We start from the raw sequence: 19,992 nt of genomic DNA on the forward strand, positions 1-19,992 counted from the left end.
AATCCAGGATGGAGCTCGGGTTCTCCGGTCGCCGCCGTTGATGCCTTACTTCACCGGATGGGCGGCGAGCCAGTCCTGCATCTGCTTGATTTCGGCTTCCTGCGCGGCGATGACGCGTTCGGCGAGTTTGCGGATTTCCGGATCCTTGCCGTTGGCCAGTTCGACCTTGGCCATGTCGATCGCCCCCTGATGATGCGGGATCATGCCGCGGACAAAATCGACATCGGCGTTGCCGGTATATTGGTAGGCCATCATGTCGGTATGCATCTTGTCCATCGCCGCCTTGTAGCCCGCCGTGGAAGGGCTTTCCGCCCCCATGGCCATGGCACCCATGTCGTGCTTCATCTCCTCGCTCTGCGCCGGCACGCTTTCGAGGAAGACGGCAAGCAGCATTCCGGCGCCCATCAGCAGCAGCACGAGTTTTTTAGCCAAGGTCATTCATGGTCTCCTGTCGGTTGGATTTCGTATCTGGGGGTTAATCTCACAGTTTCAACGTTCTCAGGCGCAATGCGTTTGCGATCACCGAGACCGAGGACAGGCTCATCGCCGCCGCCGCCAGCATCGGCGACAGTAGCGTGCCGGTGAGCGGATAAAGCACGCCGGCCGCGACCGGCACACCAAGCACATTGTAGAGGAAGGCGAAGAACAGGTTCTGCCGGATATTACCGATGGTCGCCTGGGCCAGCGTTCGGGCGCGGACGATGCCGTTGAGGTCGCCCTTGACCAAGGTGATGCCGGCGCTTTCGACCGCGACATCGGCGCCCGTTCCCATGGCGATGCCGACATCGGCGGCGGCAAGCGCGGGCGCATCGTTGACGCCATCGCCGGCCATGGCGACGGCGGCACCCTTGCCGCGCAGTTCCTCGACCAGCGCTGCCTTCTGTTCCGGCAACAGACCTGCCCGAACCTCGTCTATGCCGAGATGTCCAGCGATCGCCCTGGCCGTGCGCTCATTGTCGCCGGTCGCCATGATGATCCGCAGCCCGCTGCCATGCAGTGCCTTGATCGCCTCGGCCGTGGTCGCCTTGACCGGATCGGCGACGGCGACGATGCCGGCCAGCTTGCCGTCGACAGCGACGAACATCACCGTCTTGCCATCGCCCTGCAAGGCTTCCACGCTGGCCAGGACCCCGGAAACGTCGATGGCGAGATCGGCCATCATCGCGGCATTGCCGAGCGCGACCTTCTTGTCCGACACCGTGCCGGAAACGCCTTTGCCGGTAACCGCCTCGAAGCTGCCGGCCTCGGCGATCTTCACGCCGCGCTGGCCGGCTCCGTCGACGATGGCCTCGGCCAGCGGATGCTCCGACCCTTTTTCCAGGGTCGCGGCGCATCTCAGCAATTCGTCCTCGGAAAAGCCGCTGGCAGCAACGACATCGGTCAATTTCGGCCGGCCCTCGGTCAGCGTGCCGGTCTTGTCGACGATCAGCGTGTCGACGGAGGCGAAGCGCTCGAGCGCGGCGGCTTCCTTGATCAGCACACCGGCATGCGCGCCGCGCCCGGTGGCGGTCATGATGGACATCGGTGTGGCGAGACCCAGCGCACAGGGACAGGCGATGATCAGCACCGAAACCGCCGAGACGATGGCGAAGATCAGGGTGGGCTCGGGGCCGAAGATCGCCCAGGCGACGAATGCGGCGATCGCGACCAGGACGACGGTCGGGACAAAGTAGAAGGAAACGCGGTCGGCCAGGCCTTGGATCGGGGCGCGCGAGCGCTGTGCCTTGGCGACGAGTTCGACGATGCGCGACAGCGTCGTCTCGGCGCCGATCCGTTCGGCGCGCATGATCAGCGAGCCGTTCTTATTGAGCGTGCCGCCGGTCAAGGCGTTGCCTTCGGCCTTCTCGACCGGCAAGGGCTCGCCCGTGATCATCGATTCGTCGATGGAGGAGCGGCCTTCGAGCACCGTGCCGTCGACCGGGACGGCATCGCCGGGACGGATGCGCAGGCGATCGCCGGTCTTGACCTCGTCCAGCCCGACATCGATCTCGGCGCCGTCCTCGGCGACCCGCCGCGCGGTCTTCGGCGCGAGGTCGAGCAAAGCTCGGATCGCCGATCCGGTCTTCTCGCGGGCGCGCAGTTCCAGCACCTGGCCGAGGAAGACCAGCGCGACGATGACGGCGGCCGCCTCGAAATAGACCGGCACCGCACCGCCATGGCCGCGAAACTGATGCGGAAAGATGTCCGGGAAGAGCGTGGCCACGACGCTGTAGAGATAGGCGGCGCCGACACCCAGCGAAATCAGCGTCCACATGTTGGGGCTGCGGTTGAGCATCGAGTCCCAGCCGCGATGGAAAAACGGGAAAGCGGCCCACAGCACCACCGGGCTCGCCAGCACCAGTTCGATCCAGACCTTCGCGCGATCCTCGACCAGGCCCTCAAGCGGCAGGCCTACCATCGGCGCCATGGCGACGATCAGCAGCGGGACCGACAGCACCGCGCTCACCCAGAGGCGTCTGGTGAAGTCGACCAGTTCGGGATTTGGCCCTTCATCGCCCGTCGGCACGCCCATGGGCTCGAGCGCCATGCCGCAGATCGGGCAGGAGCCGGGCTTGTCGCGGATGATCTGCGGATGCATGGGGCAAGTGTATTGCGTGCCCTTGGGCATCGGCGCCGGCGCCGGCCTGTCGCCGAGATAAGTTTGCGGCGCCGCCTCGAACTTCGCCTTGCAGCCGGCCGAACAGAAATAGAAGCCCTGGCCTTCATGGCGGGCGAAATACCTGGCGTCGGCGCGGTCGACGATCATGCCGCAGACAGGGTCAACGGCGGTCAGGTAGCTTTCCGGCTCGGCCTGGAACCTCGAACGGCATCGCTCGCTGCAGAAATGATAGAGGCGGCCGCCATGCTCGGATGTCGGCTTGCCGGCGGCCGGCTCCACCGTCATGCCGCAGACCGGATCGCGCAGAACCGCATCCGAATCTCCGCCCGTGCCCTTTGCCGCGCAGCAGCCGCCATGAGCGCCATGCGTGTGATGATCGTGATCTGAATGCGTCATCTCTAATGCCTCGATGCACCTGCTTCGAGGCAGAGGTAGTGCTTCCAGTAACTGGAAGGTCAAGGGCTGTTTTGAATTCGGTTCTCCGAACCCAGCGGATTGACCAAATGGCGAAAACTGTACACAACCGCGCGCCCACACTAAAAAGCGCGCCGCTTCTAATATATCGTTCGCCGCCCATCCCGCTGGACCTTTGTCGACAATGAAGTGCCTGGTCATAAACCTAGATCGGTCCCCGGACCGACTTGCACACATAAGTGCAGAGTTCGCCCGGATCGGCGTCGCGTTCCAACGCGTTGCGGCGGTCGATGCACGTAGCCACCCTGAACTCGGGCAGCAACCGCAACATCCGATTTATGCGTCCCGGCGTTTGTTGGCCAGCGAGGTCGCCTGCCTGCACAGCCACCGCGTCTGCTGGACGATGCTGGCGCAGGACGAGGCTCGCTACGGCGCCGTTTTCGAGGATGACGTGGTTTTTTCAGCAAAGGCCAGTCCGTTGCTTGCTGACGACGGATGGATTCCGCCCGATGCCGACATTGTCAAATTGGAAACGTACTTCAAGAAGACCCTCATCCACCGGCGAAGGATCGCCGCCGGTCATGGTTTTTCCGCGTTCAGGCTTTACAAGAACCATCCGGGGACCGGGGGTTACATTATCTCCAGACAGGCCGCGCGCGATCTCCTCGAAGCGACTGAAACGATCAATATCACCGCCGACGATCTACTTTTCACCCCGGCGTTCGGGGTCTCATCCAGCAAGACGATCTACCAGCTCGTCCCTGCGCTGTGTGTGCAGGACCAGTTCGTCAGCGACCGACTGCCAAGCCTGCTTGGCCAAGAGCGGGATGCCGCAAGAACCGGTAATGAGCTTGCCGCGAAACGCAGAAGCCCGACGGCTGAAAGAATAATGAGGGAAGGCGGACGGACAGCGCGGTGGGTTCTCGGCTTCTGCAGAGGTCGGCGACACATCGTTGTCCCCTTCGAGACGACTGGGAAGCCGACTAATCTTGCCTGACGGCCGGCAAGTCCATATCCGGCGCCGCAGGAATGCGCTTGAGCTCCGCCGGAAGGCAAGCCCGACCGACATCTATGGCAGGAAGCTCCAAAGCCTGCCAAGATAAATATAGAGCTCCGCGTTGCTTCCACCTTGCCGTGTGGCGAGCGGACACAGAAATTGAATCCTGCTCTATCCAAAATATCGATAGTGATTCCAGCCAGGAGATGGTAAACATCCGTGTTTCCCTGTTTATTTACAAAAAACCAAGTCCTTCTCATAAATAAAAACTCTGGTTCCGCATGTGCTATAGAGCGCCATAAGAAAAAAGTTTTGTTAAAGAAATGAAGTGTCTGGTCATCAACCTCGATAGATCCCCTGACCGGCTTGCCCATATGACGGCGGAGTTTGCGCGCATCGGCCTCGGATTCGAGCGGGTTGCCGCAATCGATGCAAGGGACCGGCCAGACCTCGCGCTGCAGCGCCAGCATGCACGATATGCGGTGCGACGTCTGTCCGGCTGCGAGATCGCGTGCTTGCACAGCCATCGCGCCTGCTGGGCCATCATCGCGCAAGATGAAGCGCCCTACGGCGCCGTCTTCGAGGACGACATGGTGTTTTCCGCGAAAGCCGGTACGTTGCTTGCCGATACGAGCTGGATTCCCGCCGACGCAGATGTCGTCAAGCTCGAGACATTCTTCCACACTACCGTGATCCAGCGGGAGAGGTTTCCCGTCGGCGGCGGGTTTTCCCTGTTCAGGCTCCGCAAGAACCATATAGGGACGGGCGGATACCTGCTCTCCCGGCAGATGGCACGCGCCCTTCTCGAGACAACCGCCGATGTCAATGTGGCGGTGGACAATCTCATCTTCGATCCCACATTCGCGATCTCGACCGGCAAGACGATCTACCAGCTTGTTCCGGCGCTCTGTGCGCAGGACCAGTTCGTGGGCAACAGGTTGCCGAGCCTGCTCGAACAGGGTAGGGAGGCCGAGTGGGTCGCAAGCGGGCTCGCCAATGGACACAGGATACGGGCACTCGCGCGTATCCGCAGGGAGGCCAGCCGGGCAGCGCGGCAGATCACCGATCTCTGCAGGCTACGGCGGCAGATTGTCGTCCCGCTCGCTCCAGTCGAGGCAAACGACTAGAGCGTTTGCGGGATTGACAGCAGGCCCATACCCAGCGCCGCGAAAACACGCTATAGACGCCGCCCAAAAGGCAAGGCCAACCGATATCTATGGCGAAAATCTCCCTGAAGCTCGATGAACTGATCGACGGCGAAGCCTTGCGTCGCGAGATGACCGCGCTGACCACGGCCAGCGCCGGCGACGGTTCCAGCAAGGCCATCCGCACGGCCGTCCTTCAGCTTCTCAAGGGGCGTCTCGCCGAGGGCCGCAAGACAGCCGAGGCCATGCTGAGGCAAGATGGCGGCGGCAATGCCTGCGCCGAACGGCTGTCGCACCTGATGGACGAGCTGATCCGCTCGCTCTACGATTTTGCCGCAACCCATGTCTACCGGGTGAAGAACCGATCCTCGGCCGAACGCATGGCGGTCGTTGCGGTCGGCGGCTATGGCCGCGGCACGCTGGCGCCGGGATCCGACATCGACCTTCTGTTCCTGCTGCCTTACAAGCAGACGCCGTGGGGCGAACAGACGGTCGAATATATGCTCTACATGCTGTGGGACATGGGGCTGAAGGTCGGCCATGCCACCCGCAACATCGATGAGTGCCTCAGGCTGTCGCGCACCGACATCACCATCCGCACCTCGATCCTGGAAGCCCGTTTCCTGTGGGACGAACGCAAGCTCTACGACGAGTTGATGCTGCGCTTCGATCATGAGGTGGTACGCACGACCGGGCCGGAATATGTGCAGGCCAAGCTTGCCGAACGCGACGAGCGCCATGCCAAGGCCGGCGAAAGCCGCTATCTGGTCGAGCCCAACGTCAAGGACGGCAAGGGCGGCCTGCGCGACCTGCAGACGCTGTTCTGGATCGGCAAGTATTTTTACCGGGTGCGCACCGGCGAGGAACTGGTCGAAAAAGGCGTCTTCACCGAAGCCGAGTACCGCGAGTTCCAGAAGGCCGAGGATTTCCTGTGGGCGGTGCGCTGCCACATGCACTTCCTCACCGGCAAGGCCGAGGAGCGGCTGCATTTCGACATTCAGCGCGAGATCGCCGAACGGCTCGGCTATACGACCCATCCCGGCCTGTCGGCGGTCGAACGCTTCATGAAGCACTATTTCCTCGTCGCCAAGGATGTCGGCGACCTGACCCGCATCTTCTGCGCCGCGCTGGAGGAGGAGCAGGCCAAGCATGTTCCCGGCTTCAACCGCATCTTCCTCACCTTCCAGCGCCGCAAGCGCAAGCTTGCCGGCACGTCGGACTTCATCGTCGACAACCATCGCATCAACATCGCCGACGACGGCGTCTTCGAGCGCGACCCGGTCAATCTTCTCAGGCTGTTCTGGTTTGCCGACAAGCACGGGCTGGAATTCCATCCCGATGCGCTGAAACTGCTCACCCGTTCGCTCGGCCTGGTCAACAAGTCGCTCAGGCGCGACGAGGAAGCCAACCGGCTGTTCCTCGACATATTGACCTCGGACCGCAACGCCGAGCTCAACCTGCGGCGGATGAACGAGGCGGGATTGCTGGGCCGGCTGATCCCGGATTTCGGCAAGATCGTCGCCATGATGCAGTTCTCGATGTACCACCACTACACGGTCGACGAGCACCTGATCCGCTGCATCGGCGTGCTGGCCGAGATCGAGCGCGGCGACGGCGAGAAGGTGCATCCGCTGTCGCATGCGCTGATGCCCGGGCTGAAGAAAAGCCGCGAGGCGCTCTATGTCGCCGTCCTGCTGCACGACATCGCCAAGGGCAGACCAGAGGACCATTCCGAGGCCGGCGCCAGGATCGCAAGGCGGATCTGCCCGCATATGGGGCTTTCGCCGGCCGATACGGAAACTGTCGCCTGGCTGGTCGAGAACCACCTCGTCATGTCTATGACGGCGCAGACCCGCGACCTCAACGACCGCAAGACGATCGAGGACTTCGCCTCGATCGTGCAATCGGTCGAGCGGCTGAAGATGCTGTTGATCCTCACCGTCTGCGACATCAGGGGCGTCGGACCGGGCGTGTGGAACGGCTGGAAGGGCCAGTTGCTGCGTACGCTCTACTACGAGACCGAACTGCTGCTGACCGGCGGCTTTTCGGAGGTCTCGCGCGCCCAACGCACGGCGGCGGCGCGCGAACGCCTGGCCGAGGCGCTCGCCGACTGGCCCGACAAGGCGCGCAAGCGCTATGTCGGGCTGCATTATGAAAACTACCTCCTGACGGTGGACCTGCCGGACCAGCTTCGCCACGCCGAATTCATCCGCGAGGCGGACGCGGCGGGCAACAAGCTCGCCACCATGGTCAAGACCCACCAGTTCGAGGCGGTTACCGAAATCACCGTGTTGGCGCAGGACCATCCCCGTCTTCTCTCGGTGATTGCCGGGGCATGCGCCGGCGCCGGCGGCAACATCGTCGACGCGCAGATCTTCACCACGTCGGACGGCCGCGCGCTGGACACGATCCTGATCTCGAGGGAATTCGACCGCGACGAGGACGAACGCCGGCGCGCCGAGCGTGTCGGCCGGCTGATCGAGGACGTGCTGTCGGGCAAGAGCTGGCTGCCGGAGATGATCGAGAAACGCACCAAGCCAAGGCGCGGATCCAAGGTCTTCAAGATTCCGCCACGCGCCGAAATCCGCAACGCATTGTCGAACCGGTTTTCGGTGATCGAGGTCGAGGGGCTCGACCGCCCCGGCCTGCTGTCGGAAATCACCGGAACACTATCCGACCTGTCGCTCGACATCGCATCGGCGCATATCACCACCTTCGGCGAGAAGGTCATCGACACCTTCTATGTCACCGACCTGACCGGTCAGAAGATCGACAACCCGGCCCGCATCGCCACCATCCGCAACCGGCTGATAGCGACGCTCGAAGGTGTAGCGCTCGAACGCGGCGGCAAGGCCAAGGCAGCCGCCGAGTGACGGCCATCATCCCCTTCTTCCAATCCCACAGGCAGTTTGCGAACGCATGAGTCTCGTCAAGAAATTCGCTACCGTCGCGTCCGGCACGCTGATGAGCCGTGCGCTCGGTTTCGGCCGCGAGATGCTGATGGCGGCCGCACTCGGCACCGGACCGGTCGCGGACGCCTTCAATGCCGCCTTCCAGTTCCCCAACACCTTTCGCCGGCTGTTCGCCGAGGGCGCGTTCAATGCCGCCTTCGTGCCGCTGTTCGCCAAGGAGATCGAGACACACGGCACCGATGGCGCCAGGCGTTTTTCCGAAGAGGTGTTCGGGGTGCTGTTCACCGCGCTCCTGGCGCTGACCATCGCCATGGAACTGGCCATGCCGCTGATCGTGCGCTACCTGGTGGCGCCGGGCTTTGCCGACACGCCGGGCAAGTTCGAGACGACCGTCACGCTTGCGACGATCATGTTCCCTTATCTCATCTGCATGTCGCTCGCCGCCATGATGGCGGGCATGCTGAACTCCTTGCGGCGCTATTTCGCCGCGGCAATCGCGCCGGCTTTCCTCAACATCATCCTCATCAGCGTGCTTGGCTATGCCTGGTATCACGGACTGGATGCACACGCTGTCGGCTTCGGCCTGTCCTGGGGCGTGCTGGCGGCCGGCGTCGTGCAACTCGCCATCGTCTGGGTGGCGGTGCGCAATGCGGGCATCTCGATCGGCTTCCGCCGGCCTAGGATGACGCCGAACGTGAAGCGGCTCCTGATCCTGGCGCTGCCGGCGGCGATCACCGGTGGCATCACCCAGATCAACCAGCTGATCGGAACGGCCATTGCCTCGGCGCAGGACAGTGCCGTGTCCTCGCTGGCTTATGCCGACCGCGTCTACCAGTTGCCGCTCGGTGTCGTCGGCGTCGCGGTGGCGATCGTGCTGTTGCCCGAACTGTCGCGGGCGCTGAAGTCAGGCAATCTGATCGAGGCAGCCAATCTGCAGAACCGCTCCGTCGAATTCACCCTGTTCATGACCTTGCCGGCGGCGGCGGCGCTTTGGGTAATGGCGGAGCCGATCGTGCGGCTGGTCTATGAGCGCGGCGCGTTCGCCGCCAACCATTCGACACCTGTCGTGGCGGCGATCCTGGCGATCTTCGGTCTCGGCCTGCCGGCCTTCGTGCTGATCAAGGCCTTCACCCCAGGCTATTTCGCCCGCGAGGATACGCGCACGCCGATGATCTTCGCCGCAATCTCCGTGGCGGTGAACGTCGCCACCGCGCTGACGCTGTTCCCGAGGATGGGTGCACCCGGCATCGCCGTGGCCTCCGCCGTCGCCGGCTGGGTCAACGCGCTGATGCTGCTTGCCGTGCTGATCCGGCGCGGCCATTGGGGCCGCGACGTGCCGCTGTTGAGGCGCATCCCACGGCTGGTGCTGTCGGCGGTGGTCATGGGTGTCGCACTCTATTTCGCCGAACATTGGTTGGCCACAAGGATCGGCCCCGGCTCGCCGCTGGTCGTCAAGGCGACGACGGTGCTGGCGCTGGTGGCCGGCGGGGCGCTGCTCTATTTCGCCACCGCTTTCGCCACCGGCGGCGCCGATTTCAGCATGATCCGGCGCAATGTGGGGCGCCGGAGGACAGAAGCCGGCCCGTCCGTGGCAAAATCAGAACTCGACGAATAGATCGGCCGAGCATCCCGCCTGGCCGGTCTTGATCCCGCCCGCGCTCTCGTCCATAAGCGCGCCGTCGCAGACTTTCGCCTCGCGCGGTTTCCAGCCGCACGATTGGCTCCGAAAAGTCCGCAACTTTTCGGAATCACGCTTATACGGCCCTCCACAAGCCATGAGGAAAACCATGTCCGCCTTCAAGCCACTCGTCTTCTCCGGTGTCCAGCCGACCGGCAATCTGCATCTCGGCAACTATCTCGGCGCTATCAAGAAATTCGTCGCCCTGCAGGATACGTCCGACTGCATCTATTGCGTTGTCGACCTGCATTCGCTGACCGCCCAGCTTGTCCATGACGACCTTGCCGACCAGACGCGGTCGATCACCGCGGCGTTCCTCGCCTCCGGCATCGACCCGAAGAAGCACATCGTCTTCAACCAGTCGCGGGTGATGCAGCACGCGGAGCTCGCCTGGATCTTCAATTGCGTGGCGCGCATAGGGTGGATGAACAAGATGACGCAGTTCAAGGACAAGGCCGGCAAGGACCGCGAGAACGCCTCGCTGGGCCTGCTTGCCTATCCCTCGCTGATGGCGGCCGACATCCTGCTTTATCGCGCCACCCATGTGCCGGTGGGCGAGGACCAGAAGCAGCACCTGGAACTGACACGCGACATCGCGCAGAAATTCAACAACGATTTCTCCGACCGCATCGCCGGTCTTGGCGTCGGCGTCGAGATGAGGATAGGCGAGGAGACGGTGAACGGCTATTTCCCGCTGACCGAGCCGGTCATCGGCGGGCCGGCAGCGCGCATCATGTCGCTGCGTGACGGCTCCAAGAAGATGTCGAAGTCGGACCCGTCGGACCTGTCGCGCATCAACCTGACCGACGATGCCGACGCCATCTCGAAGAAGATCCGCAAGGCCAAGACCGACCCGGAGGCCTTGCCGAGCGAGGTCGACGGGCTGGAAAGCCGGCCCGAGGCGGAGAACCTGGTCGGCATCTATGCCGGTCTCGCCGAGATGTCGAAGGCCGATGTGCTCAAGGAATTCGGCGGCCAGCAGTTCTCTGTGTTCAAGCCGGCGCTGGCCGATCTCGCGGTGGAGAGGCTGGCGCCGATCGCCACCGAGATGCGCCGCATCCAGGGCGACCGCGCCTATGTCGACGCCGTGCTGCGGGATGGCGGCGAACGCGCCGGCGTGCTCGCCGAAACGACGATGAAGACGGTGCGCGACATTATCGGGCTGCTGCAGGGCTGATCGCGGCGCCGTGCACTGCACAACACTGGCACAAGGCCGGCGGCTTGCCGCCGGTCAGCGGCGGTGGCAGATTGCGGCCGAAAAGACACCGAGTAGATAGACATGGTCTCCAAACGCCTCAGCCGCGAAGCCGGTCACCGCAGGAAATTCCTGACGATCATCGACGACACGCCGGAATGCGAGCGCGCCGTCGCCTACGCCTCGAAGCGGGCGCAGAGCACCAGCGGCACGCTGGTGCTGCTCTATGTCATCGTACCGGACGACTTCCAGCACTGGCTGGGGGTCGAGAAGATCATGCGCGAGGAGGCGAACGCCACGGCGCGCGCGGCGCTGGACGGCTACGCCAACAAGGTGCGGCAGAAGCTCGGCATCGAACCGGAGATGGTGGTGCGTGAGGGCAAACCGACGGAAGAGATCCACAAGCTGATCGAGGAAGACCAGGACATCGCCATCCTCGTGCTGGCAGCCGGCGCCGGCAAGGAAGGTCCGGGACCGCTGGTCGGTGCCGTGGCAGGCAAAGGTGCTGCCTTTCCGATCCCGGTGACCGTGGTGCCACAGAATTTGTCGGATGAGGAGATCGACAGCCTCGCCTGAAGTGTATCGACATTCGGGTGATGGCGGCCTGCAAATGACGGCTTCCTGCGCTTCCGGTGCTCACGTACTTCAAGTACGCTCCGCTCCGGTCTCGGAAACCATCATTTTCGACTCGGCCTGACCCGAATCTCGACACACTTCACAGTGCTTGGCATGAGTCGCAAAAACATTCCGCCAGCCAGCCGTTCTGGCGATGCGTTTCGCTTGAATGTCCAGCCGATAGAGCCTATTTAGAACTATTCCAAACTAGTTGCCCAAACGGGCATGGAGACGGCCATGTTCATCCAGACCGAGTCGACGCCCAATCCGGCGACGCTGAAATTCCTGCCCGGCAAGGAAGTGCTCCTAGAAGGCACCGCCGATTTCCGCGATGCCGACAGTGCGGCCATTGCTTCGCCGCTGGCTGGGCGGCTGTTCGAAATTCCCGGCGTCACCGGCGTGTTCTTCGGCTACGATTTCATCACCGTGTCCAAAGACGGCCCGGACTGGCAGCACCTGAAGCCGGCGATCCTCGGTGCGATCATGGAGCATTTCATGTCCGGTGCGCCTGTCATGGCCAAGGCCGGCCCCGCCGCCGAGACCAGCCAGACCGGCGAGTTCTACGACAAGGCCGACGAGGAACTCGTCATCACCATCAAGGAGCTGCTCGACACGCGGGTGCGCCCGGCGGTGGCGCAGGACGGCGGCGACATCACCTTCCGCGGCTTCGAGAACGGCACCGTGTTCCTGCACATGAAAGGCGCCTGCGCCGGTTGCCCGTCTTCGACGGCGACGCTGAAGCACGGCATCCAGAACCTGCTTCGCCATTTCGTGCCGGAAGTGCAGCAGGTCGAGCAGGTCTCTTAGACGGCAATTTCCCACCCACGGACAACAAAAAACCGGGCCGAATTGCCCGGTTTTCTGTTTGGGACGTCCGTTGTTGCCTAGACGGTCCGCGTATGAAAGGCGACTTCCAGTTTAACCACGATATGCCGGAAAAGCGGACAGGCTTTCCGGGATCATGGTCTAAAGAACGATGACCTTGGCGCCGACCTCGGCGCGATTGTAGAGGTCGATAACGTCCTGGTTCATCAGCCGGATGCAGCCCGACGACATGGCCTTGCCGATCGAGTTCCATTCCGGGCTGCCGTGCAGGCGGTAGCCCATGTCACCGCCCTTGTTGAACAGGTACATGGCGCGCGCGCCGAGCGGGTTCTTCAGGCCCGGATCCATGCCGCCGGCGAACTTGGCGAGTTCGGGCTGGCGCTTGATCATCTGCGAAGGCGGCGTCCAGGTCGGCCATTCGCGCTTGATGGCGATATGGGCCGTGCCGTGCCATTCGAAGCCCTCACGGCCGACGCCGATCCCGTAGCGGATTGCCCGGCCATCGCCTTCGACGAAGTACAGGAACTTGTTCTGCGTATCGACGATGATGGTGCCGGGCTTTTCCTTGGAGTCGTAACTCACTTCCTGGCGATGGTACTTCGAGGGGACCTTCTCGATCGGGATACGCGGCAGCTGGTAACCGGCATCGGTCACCGCGCCATAGTCGTTGGAGAACATCTGCCCGCCGATGGTGCTGCAACCGGCAATAGCAGTGGACAGCGCCAATGCGGCGATTATTGCAAGCGACTTCATGCGCATGTGGTGATCCGGTGCCCCGCCCAAACTAGAGCGGCACGAGTCGGCCGCTTTCTCGCCATCATTCATGCTGGCATTTGCTTTGCTTGCCAAGCACACGATGCCTATATGCGGGGACTTACGTGCTGGTATGCGTATCACTATGGCATTTCGGCAACATACTTCACCGGATTGTGAAGGAAATTCAATGGGCCTGAATCGCAGGCCCGCGAAACTCGAGGATCCGTCATGAATGTCGGCGACGCCGCTCACCGCTCAGGCCTGCCGGCCAAGACCATCCGCTACTATGAGGAGATCGGCCTGATCGCGCCCGCGCGCGCCGCCAACGGCTATCGCGATTATTCGGGCGACGATATCCACCGGCTGGCCTTCCTGCGCCGCGCGCGCAATCTCGGCTTTTCGATAGACGATTGTCGCCAGCTGATGGCGCTCTACAAGGATCGCGGCCGCGCCAGCCACGACGTGCGCGCAATCGCCGCCGCCCACGTCACCGCCATCGAGGAGAAGGTGCGCGAACTGCAATCGATGCGCTCGACGCTGCAGAAGCTCGTTCACGCCTGCCATGGCGACGAGCGGCCGGACTGCCCGATTTTGGATGACATGGCGGGGGCGGCGTTGGCCGGCGGCAAACCCAACCGCGGAAGCGATAGACCACCTGTTGAAGAGGGTGGCCTGGGCGAAGGCGGCGTTAGCCGCCTTGCCACGCGCTCGTGAAGCCGCCAGCATGGGTTCGTGTGGTATATTACGCGCTCTGATATCAGCGTAGGGTAAAAGTACTGCCGCTGGTCGCCGGCCGGTGACCCCAACGACCGGAGAGAGCGCATGACCCGCGACCAGATGCTCGCCCACCTTCGCGCCGCCGATGCGGTCGCCCGCGAGGCTGCCGCGCACGGCCACCATCCGTTCGGCGCGGTGCTGGTCGGCCCCGACGACGCAATCCTCATGCGCCAAGGCAATATCGACACCCTGCATCACGCCGAGACCGAACTTGCGCGGCGCGCGGCGGCAGCCTATCCGCCGGAGTTTCTCTGGACATGCACGCTGGTCTCGACGGGCGAGCCCTGCGCGATGTGCACCGGAACGCTCTACTGGGCGAATATCGGCCAGCTGGTCTATGGCTTCGAGGAGACCGAGCTTCTCGCGCTGACAGGCGACCATCCCGAAAATCCGACGATGAGCCTGTCCGCGCGAATTGTGCTCGGCTCTGGACAGAAGAAGATCGATGTCCACGGCCCCTTCCCCGAAATTGAGGATGAACTTGTATCGGTGCACCGGGGGTTCTGGCAGCGGTAATGGTTCTCCACGTCCCGCGAAAGGTCAGAAAGAGCGGACCGAACACAGGCGCAATGTGGGCCACTGCTACATGGACTCGAGCGGAAACGCCGCCCTTCGTTCGAATGACGCCAACCGGTCAACCCTGCGATATCCTGGTCAAAGCTGACGGCGAACTCCCAAATCCCCAAATTTGCCGCCGCCAGTCAGGCTCGGCGGTTTTGCCCGTATTGATGTCCCCCCAAACCGCCGAGCCGCCCCGGTCAGCCGGCAAACTCCCTCCAGCTCTGTCAAGTATATAATCGCTTTTTTAACGGCGATTATGTATTTGACAGACCCATCTTTCCCGATGGCTCGCGCCACCTATTTACATCGAGTGGCCATCAAACTGCATGAGAATGGAAATCATGTAGAGAAAACCGATCAAAATCGGGCTCAAAACAGCTACGGCAACGAGCGCGACAACGCGCTGGCCTGGATTCATATTGCTCGTCAGGAAAAAAGCACATGCGACTATCGCGAAGGTTAGCGCGGTGAGTGCCAAGCGGCTTCCCTCACCGCTCATCGGATGGCTTCTTGTCGTTCTTCGGAGGCGGCACCTTTGCGACCTTCCTAAGCGCTTCATTCAAAGGCTCTTCGGAATCGACGGTTTCGATCTCCCGCGCTAGCTCGCGGAACTTATCGATCTGCGATTTCTTAGAACGGGAAGCCATCATCGTCTTTTGTATCCCAGAAGCTTTCGCCAAATTTCATCTCCCCGGGCGCGCATGGCTCGACATAGAGTTTGAACACTATCCGATCTCGCGGATTCGGCCGGAACCACATCCTTAAAGACGGAACGACACTACCCTCGATCACCCTCAAACGAGTTTTGGCGAAATATGTTTCAGCTAAACCTGGAACGACGGGAAAGCTCAATGGATTGCGTCGAAGACCATAGTCGACGCCATAGAGAGCCATCTCAACAGCCGTGATGTCTCCGCATTTTAGCAGAGATGCTGTGTAGGCCCGTTCCTCAACGATTTCCCAGTCGTTCTCGTCCAACTAGCGCCAGCCAAATTCACCCGCTAGCTCTTTCGAACGACGTATATCGTCGTCGGTTAGCTGGTTGGTATCGAGGTATATGAAGTCGTATGGAATGGGGTCATTCAACTGAACCGCTTTCCACCGAAGGTCATGACTTCGCAGGCTGACATCCGTGGCATTGTGGCCACTCAGGTCCGCTATGATTTCATCTACGAGGGAAATCTCATCCGCAAAGAACAAGTCGGTGATCGCCTTACGCAAGGCGACAGTTCGCAATTGCACAAAGCTAAAAGTCGGAACTGATTCTAAGCGGATTGCTCCCTCTTCGATCAGTTCGGCGCGAACTGGCAAGAGCGCACGAGGAGCCGGCCCGTTGGTAAGTTTTTGATAGACCATCCCAGTTAGCGGGACTCCAAAACGTTCGTAGGCGATAAAATCGGCGAAGTAGAGGATCTTGTTTAGCTTGACAGACCCAAAATCTGGATCGTCCTTCGATTTATCGGAAATGTAGATAATAAGCTCCCTAAACCGCTGGAGCCCACGCTCAACGGGATAGGAAAAGTTAAGTGATTTTTTCGAGGGCAAGTGCATAGCAGCGAATCATCTTTGTGGACATGCATTGTAACTCATTGGTCGTTGACATGCCAACATTTTTAATGTATCGGCCCGTCCGATTCGGCGTTAGCCATGCAAAATCAACTACTTGCGGCGTCTTTTGTTTTGCCACAGAGGTAATTCAAGCTGCACTGGTTTGCGATAATGCAGGTGTCGGGCGGACGTGATCTCATCGATACGTGAGGCGCTTGCCCTTGGCACCGCGCAGGGCAATGAGAGAACGAACGTTATCGTCCACGCCAAGCGCGATGCGGTTCGAATAGCGGAAGTCGAACTCTGCCAGATAGCGGTGCAGATGGTGCTCGGCACAATGCTGATAGACACCTTTCATTCCGCGCTTGAAGATCGAATAGTAGCCTTCCACGGTGTTCGTATGGATGGTCTTTTCGCCTTCGTAGCGAACGTATTCGTCCTTGGAATGCGTGACTACATCGTGAGAAGCGAATTCCTGGCCCACGCGGCGATACATGCCAGCCTCGTCCGTCATCAACGCGCTTTCCTTGGCGATGTTGGCGCGGACAATCGGCAGGATCGTGCCAATGCGAGCGGTATCGACGTGAAACGAACGAGCGCGGCCACCACGCTCTACTAGCGTAACGACAGTGTTCTTGTGTGCGCCGCCGCCAGTCTTCACCGGAGTACCGGCAAGGCGACCGATATAGGTTTCGTCGGCCTCTACGGTCTTGCCAGCGCCGCCCATGGGCGTGAAGTCGCCAGAGCGCATGGCCTCGCGAATACGATGGCACATGAACCAAGCGGACTTGTAGGTGATTTCCAGAGCGCGGTGCAGTTGATGAGCTGAGACGCCCTTCTTGCTCGCGCACATGGCGTGCAAAGCCTGCAACCAGATGTGGAGCGGCAAATGGCTTTCCTCGAAGATCGTGCCCATGCGAACCGTGAACTTCTTGCGGCAATCGCTGCACTTGTAGAGGCCGTGGATTTCCAAGCCGTGCGGGTTCTTCTTGGAAGGCTTGGTGCGACCGCCCTTCAATGCGTAGTGCTTTTCCATGGAGCCGCAATGATGGCAAACCGGACCCTGTGGCCACAGCATACCCTCGACGTGTTCGAACGCGGCGGCTTCGTCATGGAAGTAGGGGCGGGAAAGAACGGACATTGCGGTAACTCCTTGGAATCGTTATCGCACGTCCGATTGGGTCTGTCAAATATATAATCGCCGTTAAAAACCGGGTTCAAACCGTGAACAAAATCTGGCATGGTGCCTGCCATGCCAATCATCTCCCCGATTCTCCTGAACCCTCTGATCGACGGTCGCCAGTCCGAGCGCGCCATGCTGGTGCGGCGGGGCGTGCAGCGGTTGCTGATGCAGATGGGCGCGCATGTGCTGCCCGAGTTGTCGTTGGCCACCGGCCGGCGCGCCGATCTCGTGGCGCTGACGCGGCAGGGCGATATCTGGATCATCGAGATCAAATCCTCGATCGAGGATTTTCGCGTCGACCGCAAATGGCCTGATTACCGGCTGCATTCCGATCGCTTTTTTTTCGCCACACATCCCGGCGTGCCGGCCGAAATCTTTCCCGAGGAATGCGGCTTCATTCTCTCCGACGGCTATGGCGCCGAGATTTTACGAGATGCGCCCGAGCACCGTATGGCGGCGGCGACGCGCAAGGCGCTGATGCTGCGCATCGCGCGCGCCGGCGCGGCGCGGCTGCTGGCGGCGGAGCTGGCGGGGGTCGCGGTGCCGGTGCTGGAGGGGGAGAGCGAGTAATCGCGGCCCTGAAATTGACGCCGCAACTGTCAGATGCTGGCGCCGCCCCTCATCTGCCTGCCGGGCGCTCTCATCATGGATTTCGCCGATCGCCGGCGTTGCAGAAAAAGGCGGCTGTGTTGCGGCCCACCCTTTCGACCCGTTTACGGGGAGATGGCGGCAACCAGGTGAGAGGCGGCGCGGCGTTGCCAGCAGATGCTCCAGCCCGGAACGGCTACTCCGTCTCTTCCTCACCACCCACGGCCGGGGCCATCAGCAGCACCGCGGCACCAAGCAGCGCGGCGATGAAGGAACCGGCAAGGATGCCGACCTTGACCGCGTCCTGCAGCGCCACGTCGTTGGCGAAGGCGAGCAGGCCGATGAACAGGCTCATGGTGAAGCCGATGCCGCACAGGAGCGAAATGCCGATCATGTGCGGCCAGCCGGCGTTGGCCGGCAGGTCGGCGAGGCCGAAGCGGATGGCGAGCGCGGAGGAGCCGAAGACGCCGACCAGCTTGCCGACGACGAGACCGGCTGCGACGCCCAGCGTGAGCGGCTCGATCAGGGCGCTAAAACTCAGGCCGGTGAGCGAAACGCCGGCATTGGCAAAGCCGAAGATAGGGATGACGATAAACGCCACCAGCTTGTGCAGGCCGTGCTCGAGCCGGTGCAGCGGCGATTGGTCAAGGTCGTGGCCGATGCCGGCCGAGCGTTCGAGCGGAATGGTCAGCGCAAGTGCCACGCCGGCCAGCGTGGCATGGACGCCGGACTTCAGCACCAGTACCCACAGGATGGCGCCAAGCACGAGATAGGGCACAAGGTTCATCACCCGCATACGGTTGAGCAGGACGAGCACGGCAATCACGGCGAAGGCCGCGCCGAGATAGGCCAGCGACAGGCCGCTGGTGTAGAATATGGCGATGATGATGACGGCGCCGAGGTCGTCGATGATGGCAAGCGCGGTCAGGAAGACCTTCAGCGAGGCCGGCACGCGGCTGCCGAGCAGCGACAGGACGCCGAGCGCGAAGGCGATGTCGGTGGCGGTCGGGATCGCCCAGCCGGACAGTGCGGCCGAATTGTTGCTGTTGACGGCGACATAAACCAGCGCCGGCACCACCATGCCGCCGGCCGCCGCGATGCCGGGCAGCACCCGGCGTGGCCAGGTCGAGAGCTGGCCGTCCAGCATCTCGCGCTTGATCTCCAGCCCGACGAGCAGGAAGAACACCGCCATCAGCCCGTCATTGACCCAGTGCGAGACGCTGAGCGGGCCGAGATAGGCGTGGAGAACCGAGAAGTAGGTCCCGGCGAGCGGCGAATTGGCGACGATCAGGGCAAGGGCGGCGGCCACCATCAGGATGATGCCGCCGGCCGCCTCACTGTCGAGGAACTCGCGGAAGACGGAAACCGGCCGTCGCTTCAAATCCTGCATGTCGCCTCCGTCATGCCGCCTGCCGGCGTGCGTCATTTGCAATGATGCGCAAAGTCCGGCCGCCGGGCAAGCATGGGACCCTTTTCAGCGCCTCGGAGACTGTTTCGAATTCGCTCTGACTGGTCATATGGTGGTTGAGAACCGCAGCGCAGCGGACATTCGTCCGTGAGCAAGGGAAGCGCAGAAAACGCCGCCAGATGGCCGCCAGAGCAGAATTTCCAAACAGTCTCTCAGCGCGGCGCGCGCTTGGCCAGGATCCGCTGCAGCGTGCGGCGATGCATGTTGAGCCGGCGTGCGGTCTCTGAAACGTTGCGCTCGCACATTTCGTAGACGCGCTGGATATGCTCCCAGCGCACGCGGTCGGCCGACATCGGGTTTTCCGGCGGCGCGGCGCGCTCGCCGGTGGTGCGGGTCAATGCCGCAAAGACATCGTCGGCGTCGGCGGGTTTCGACAGATAGTCGACGGCGCCGAGCTTCACCGCCGTCACCGCGGTGGCTATGTTGCCGTAACCGGTCAGGATGATGGTGCGGGAGTCCTCACGCTTCTCGCGGATGGCGGCGACGACATCGAGGCCGTTGCCGTCGCCCAGCCGCATGTCGACCACCGCATAGGCGGGCGGATTGGCGCGCGCCTTGCCCACGGCCTCCTCGACGCTCTCCGCCGTCTCGACCACGAAACCCCTGGTTTCCATGGCACGGGCCAGACGGGTCAGGAACGGCTTGTCGTCATCGACGATCAGAAGCGAGGTGTCCTCGCCTTCAACCATAGGCCCACTGTTCTCATCGCCTGTCATCGTCTCGAAAATTCC

General features: G+C 62.1%; 19 protein-coding genes. 11 read left to right on the top strand and 8 right to left on the bottom strand.

The window, feature by feature from the left end; all coding sequences use genetic code 11:
* Positions 1 to 45: 45 nt before the first annotated feature.
* Entirely contained in the window at positions 46 to 438 is a 393-nt protein-coding gene (gene copM, locus MESAU_RS00920; protein WP_015314168.1) for a CopM family metallochaperone, read from the bottom strand.
* A 43-nt stretch (positions 439 to 481) separates the two neighbouring features.
* On the bottom strand, positions 482 to 2,995 hold the full coding sequence (locus tag MESAU_RS00925; protein ID WP_015314169.1) for a heavy metal translocating P-type ATPase: 2,514 nt from the start codon (positions 2,993 to 2,995) through the stop codon (positions 482 to 484).
* Between the two features lie 202 nt (positions 2,996 to 3,197).
* On the opposite strand from MESAU_RS00925, the gene MESAU_RS00930 reads away from it, so the two are divergent.
* From MESAU_RS00930 to MESAU_RS00960, 7 genes are all read left to right on the top strand, one after another.
* Positions 3,198 to 4,010 (top strand): glycosyltransferase family 25 protein, encoded by an 813-nt coding sequence (locus MESAU_RS00930; protein ID WP_015314170.1) that lies wholly within the window; start codon positions 3,198 to 3,200, stop codon positions 4,008 to 4,010.
* A 323-nt stretch (positions 4,011 to 4,333) separates the two neighbouring features.
* Positions 4,334 to 5,137 carry a glycosyltransferase family 25 protein gene (locus tag MESAU_RS00935; RefSeq protein WP_015314171.1) on the top strand — a complete coding sequence of 268 codons (804 nt, stop codon included), beginning with the start codon at positions 4,334 to 4,336 and terminating at the stop codon, positions 5,135 to 5,137.
* A gap of 89 nt (positions 5,138 to 5,226) precedes the next feature.
* Positions 5,227 to 8,028 carry a [protein-PII] uridylyltransferase gene (locus tag MESAU_RS00940; RefSeq protein ID WP_015314172.1) on the top strand — a complete coding sequence of 934 codons (2,802 nt, stop codon included), beginning with the start codon at positions 5,227 to 5,229 and terminating at the stop codon, positions 8,026 to 8,028.
* Between the two features lie 46 nt (positions 8,029 to 8,074).
* Positions 8,075 to 9,682, top strand: a complete 1,608-nt coding sequence (gene murJ, locus MESAU_RS00945) for a murein biosynthesis integral membrane protein MurJ (protein WP_015314173.1) — start codon at positions 8,075 to 8,077, stop codon at positions 9,680 to 9,682.
* Between the two features lie 172 nt (positions 9,683 to 9,854).
* Positions 9,855 to 10,922: a tryptophan--tRNA ligase gene (trpS, locus tag MESAU_RS00950; RefSeq protein WP_015314174.1), complete on the top strand. Its 1,068-nt coding sequence runs from the start codon at positions 9,855 to 9,857 to the stop codon at positions 10,920 to 10,922.
* A 102-nt stretch (positions 10,923 to 11,024) separates the two neighbouring features.
* The gene (locus tag MESAU_RS00955; protein WP_010913128.1) at positions 11,025 to 11,516 is read left to right on the top strand and encodes a universal stress protein; all 492 of its coding nucleotides are present in this window, start codon (positions 11,025 to 11,027) and stop codon (positions 11,514 to 11,516) included.
* A 276-nt stretch (positions 11,517 to 11,792) separates the two neighbouring features.
* Positions 11,793 to 12,362, top strand: coding sequence for a NifU family protein (locus MESAU_RS00960; protein ID WP_015314175.1), 570 nt, complete (start codon positions 11,793 to 11,795; stop codon positions 12,360 to 12,362).
* Between the two features lie 159 nt (positions 12,363 to 12,521).
* Here MESAU_RS00960 and MESAU_RS00965 read toward each other — a convergent pair whose 3' ends face one another.
* Positions 12,522 to 13,139 (bottom strand): L,D-transpeptidase, encoded by a 618-nt coding sequence (locus MESAU_RS00965; protein WP_015314176.1) that lies wholly within the window; start codon positions 13,137 to 13,139, stop codon positions 12,522 to 12,524.
* A gap of 225 nt (positions 13,140 to 13,364) precedes the next feature.
* On the opposite strand from MESAU_RS00965, the gene cueR reads away from it, so the two are divergent.
* From cueR to MESAU_RS31005, 3 genes are all read left to right on the top strand, one after another.
* The gene (gene cueR, locus MESAU_RS00970; RefSeq protein ID WP_015314177.1) at positions 13,365 to 13,850 is read left to right on the top strand and encodes a Cu(I)-responsive transcriptional regulator; all 486 of its coding nucleotides are present in this window, start codon (positions 13,365 to 13,367) and stop codon (positions 13,848 to 13,850) included.
* Positions 13,851 to 13,958: 108 nt separating this feature from the next.
* A complete protein-coding gene (locus tag MESAU_RS00975; RefSeq protein WP_015314178.1) occupies positions 13,959 to 14,429 on the top strand; it encodes a nucleoside deaminase in 471 nt (156 codons plus the stop codon).
* Positions 14,430 to 14,730: 301 nt separating this feature from the next.
* On the top strand, positions 14,731 to 14,937 hold the full coding sequence (locus tag MESAU_RS31005) for a hypothetical protein (RefSeq protein WP_157163615.1): 207 nt from the start codon (positions 14,731 to 14,733) through the stop codon (positions 14,935 to 14,937).
* Between the two features lie 25 nt (positions 14,938 to 14,962).
* Here MESAU_RS31005 and MESAU_RS31010 read toward each other — a convergent pair whose 3' ends face one another.
* From MESAU_RS31010 to MESAU_RS00995, 3 genes are all read right to left on the bottom strand, one after another.
* On the bottom strand, positions 14,963 to 15,154 hold the full coding sequence (locus MESAU_RS31010; RefSeq protein ID WP_157163616.1) for a hypothetical protein: 192 nt from the start codon (positions 15,152 to 15,154) through the stop codon (positions 14,963 to 14,965).
* 298 nt (positions 15,155 to 15,452) lie between these two features.
* Positions 15,453 to 16,025 carry a Panacea domain-containing protein gene (locus MESAU_RS00990; protein ID WP_015314181.1) on the bottom strand — a complete coding sequence of 191 codons (573 nt, stop codon included), beginning with the start codon at positions 16,023 to 16,025 and terminating at the stop codon, positions 15,453 to 15,455.
* 193 nt (positions 16,026 to 16,218) lie between these two features.
* Positions 16,219 to 17,163, bottom strand: coding sequence for an IS1595 family transposase (locus tag MESAU_RS00995; protein ID WP_015314182.1), 945 nt, complete (start codon positions 17,161 to 17,163; stop codon positions 16,219 to 16,221).
* A 111-nt stretch (positions 17,164 to 17,274) separates the two neighbouring features.
* On the opposite strand from MESAU_RS00995, the gene MESAU_RS01000 reads away from it, so the two are divergent.
* The gene (locus MESAU_RS01000; RefSeq protein WP_015314183.1) at positions 17,275 to 17,775 is read left to right on the top strand and encodes an MmcB family DNA repair protein; all 501 of its coding nucleotides are present in this window, start codon (positions 17,275 to 17,277) and stop codon (positions 17,773 to 17,775) included.
* A 214-nt stretch (positions 17,776 to 17,989) separates the two neighbouring features.
* Here the strand turns inward: MESAU_RS01000 and nhaA are convergent, their stop codons facing one another.
* Positions 17,990 to 19,183 (bottom strand): Na+/H+ antiporter NhaA, encoded by a 1,194-nt coding sequence (nhaA, locus tag MESAU_RS01005; protein WP_015314184.1) that lies wholly within the window; start codon positions 19,181 to 19,183, stop codon positions 17,990 to 17,992.
* 230 nt (positions 19,184 to 19,413) lie between these two features.
* Entirely contained in the window at positions 19,414 to 19,977 is a 564-nt protein-coding gene (locus tag MESAU_RS01010) for an ActR/PrrA/RegA family redox response regulator transcription factor (RefSeq protein WP_015314185.1), read from the bottom strand.
* Positions 19,978 to 19,992: the final 15 nt, after the last annotated feature.

The organism is Mesorhizobium australicum WSM2073 (assembly GCF_000230995.2).
GTDB classification, from domain to species: domain Bacteria; phylum Pseudomonadota; class Alphaproteobacteria; order Rhizobiales; family Rhizobiaceae; genus Mesorhizobium; species Mesorhizobium australicum.

What these genes read in the sequence shown, in the direction of transcription:
- MESAU_RS00990 (WP_015314181.1), bottom strand. Translation starts at nt 16,025, where the DNA reads ATGCACTTGCCCTCGAAAAAATCACTTAACTTTTCCTATCCCGTTGAG.
- MESAU_RS00940 (WP_015314172.1), top strand. Translation starts at nt 5,227, where the DNA reads ATGGCGAAAATCTCCCTGAAGCTCGATGAACTGATCGACGGCGAAGCC.
- murJ (WP_015314173.1), top strand. Translation starts at nt 8,075, where the DNA reads ATGAGTCTCGTCAAGAAATTCGCTACCGTCGCGTCCGGCACGCTGATG.
- MESAU_RS00995 (WP_015314182.1), bottom strand. Translation starts at nt 17,163, where the DNA reads ATGTCCGTTCTTTCCCGCCCCTACTTCCATGACGAAGCCGCCGCGTTC.
- MESAU_RS00955 (WP_010913128.1), top strand. Translation starts at nt 11,025, where the DNA reads ATGGTCTCCAAACGCCTCAGCCGCGAAGCCGGTCACCGCAGGAAATTC.
- MESAU_RS00975 (WP_015314178.1), top strand. Translation starts at nt 13,959, where the DNA reads ATGACCCGCGACCAGATGCTCGCCCACCTTCGCGCCGCCGATGCGGTC.
- MESAU_RS00935 (WP_015314171.1), top strand. Translation starts at nt 4,334, where the DNA reads ATGAAGTGTCTGGTCATCAACCTCGATAGATCCCCTGACCGGCTTGCC.
- MESAU_RS00965 (WP_015314176.1), bottom strand. Translation starts at nt 13,139, where the DNA reads ATGCGCATGAAGTCGCTTGCAATAATCGCCGCATTGGCGCTGTCCACT.
- MESAU_RS00925 (WP_015314169.1), bottom strand. Translation starts at nt 2,995, where the DNA reads ATGACGCATTCAGATCACGATCATCACACGCATGGCGCTCATGGCGGC.
- copM (WP_015314168.1), bottom strand. Translation starts at nt 438, where the DNA reads ATGACCTTGGCTAAAAAACTCGTGCTGCTGCTGATGGGCGCCGGAATG.
- MESAU_RS01010 (WP_015314185.1), bottom strand. Translation starts at nt 19,977, where the DNA reads ATGACAGGCGATGAGAACAGTGGGCCTATGGTTGAAGGCGAGGACACC.
- cueR (WP_015314177.1), top strand. Translation starts at nt 13,365, where the DNA reads ATGAATGTCGGCGACGCCGCTCACCGCTCAGGCCTGCCGGCCAAGACC.
- trpS (WP_015314174.1), top strand. Translation starts at nt 9,855, where the DNA reads ATGTCCGCCTTCAAGCCACTCGTCTTCTCCGGTGTCCAGCCGACCGGC.
- MESAU_RS00960 (WP_015314175.1), top strand. Translation starts at nt 11,793, where the DNA reads ATGTTCATCCAGACCGAGTCGACGCCCAATCCGGCGACGCTGAAATTC.
- MESAU_RS31005 (WP_157163615.1), top strand. Translation starts at nt 14,731, where the DNA reads ATGTATTTGACAGACCCATCTTTCCCGATGGCTCGCGCCACCTATTTA.
- MESAU_RS01000 (WP_015314183.1), top strand. Translation starts at nt 17,275, where the DNA reads ATGCCAATCATCTCCCCGATTCTCCTGAACCCTCTGATCGACGGTCGC.
- MESAU_RS00930 (WP_015314170.1), top strand. Translation starts at nt 3,198, where the DNA reads ATGAAGTGCCTGGTCATAAACCTAGATCGGTCCCCGGACCGACTTGCA.
- nhaA (WP_015314184.1), bottom strand. Translation starts at nt 19,183, where the DNA reads ATGCAGGATTTGAAGCGACGGCCGGTTTCCGTCTTCCGCGAGTTCCTC.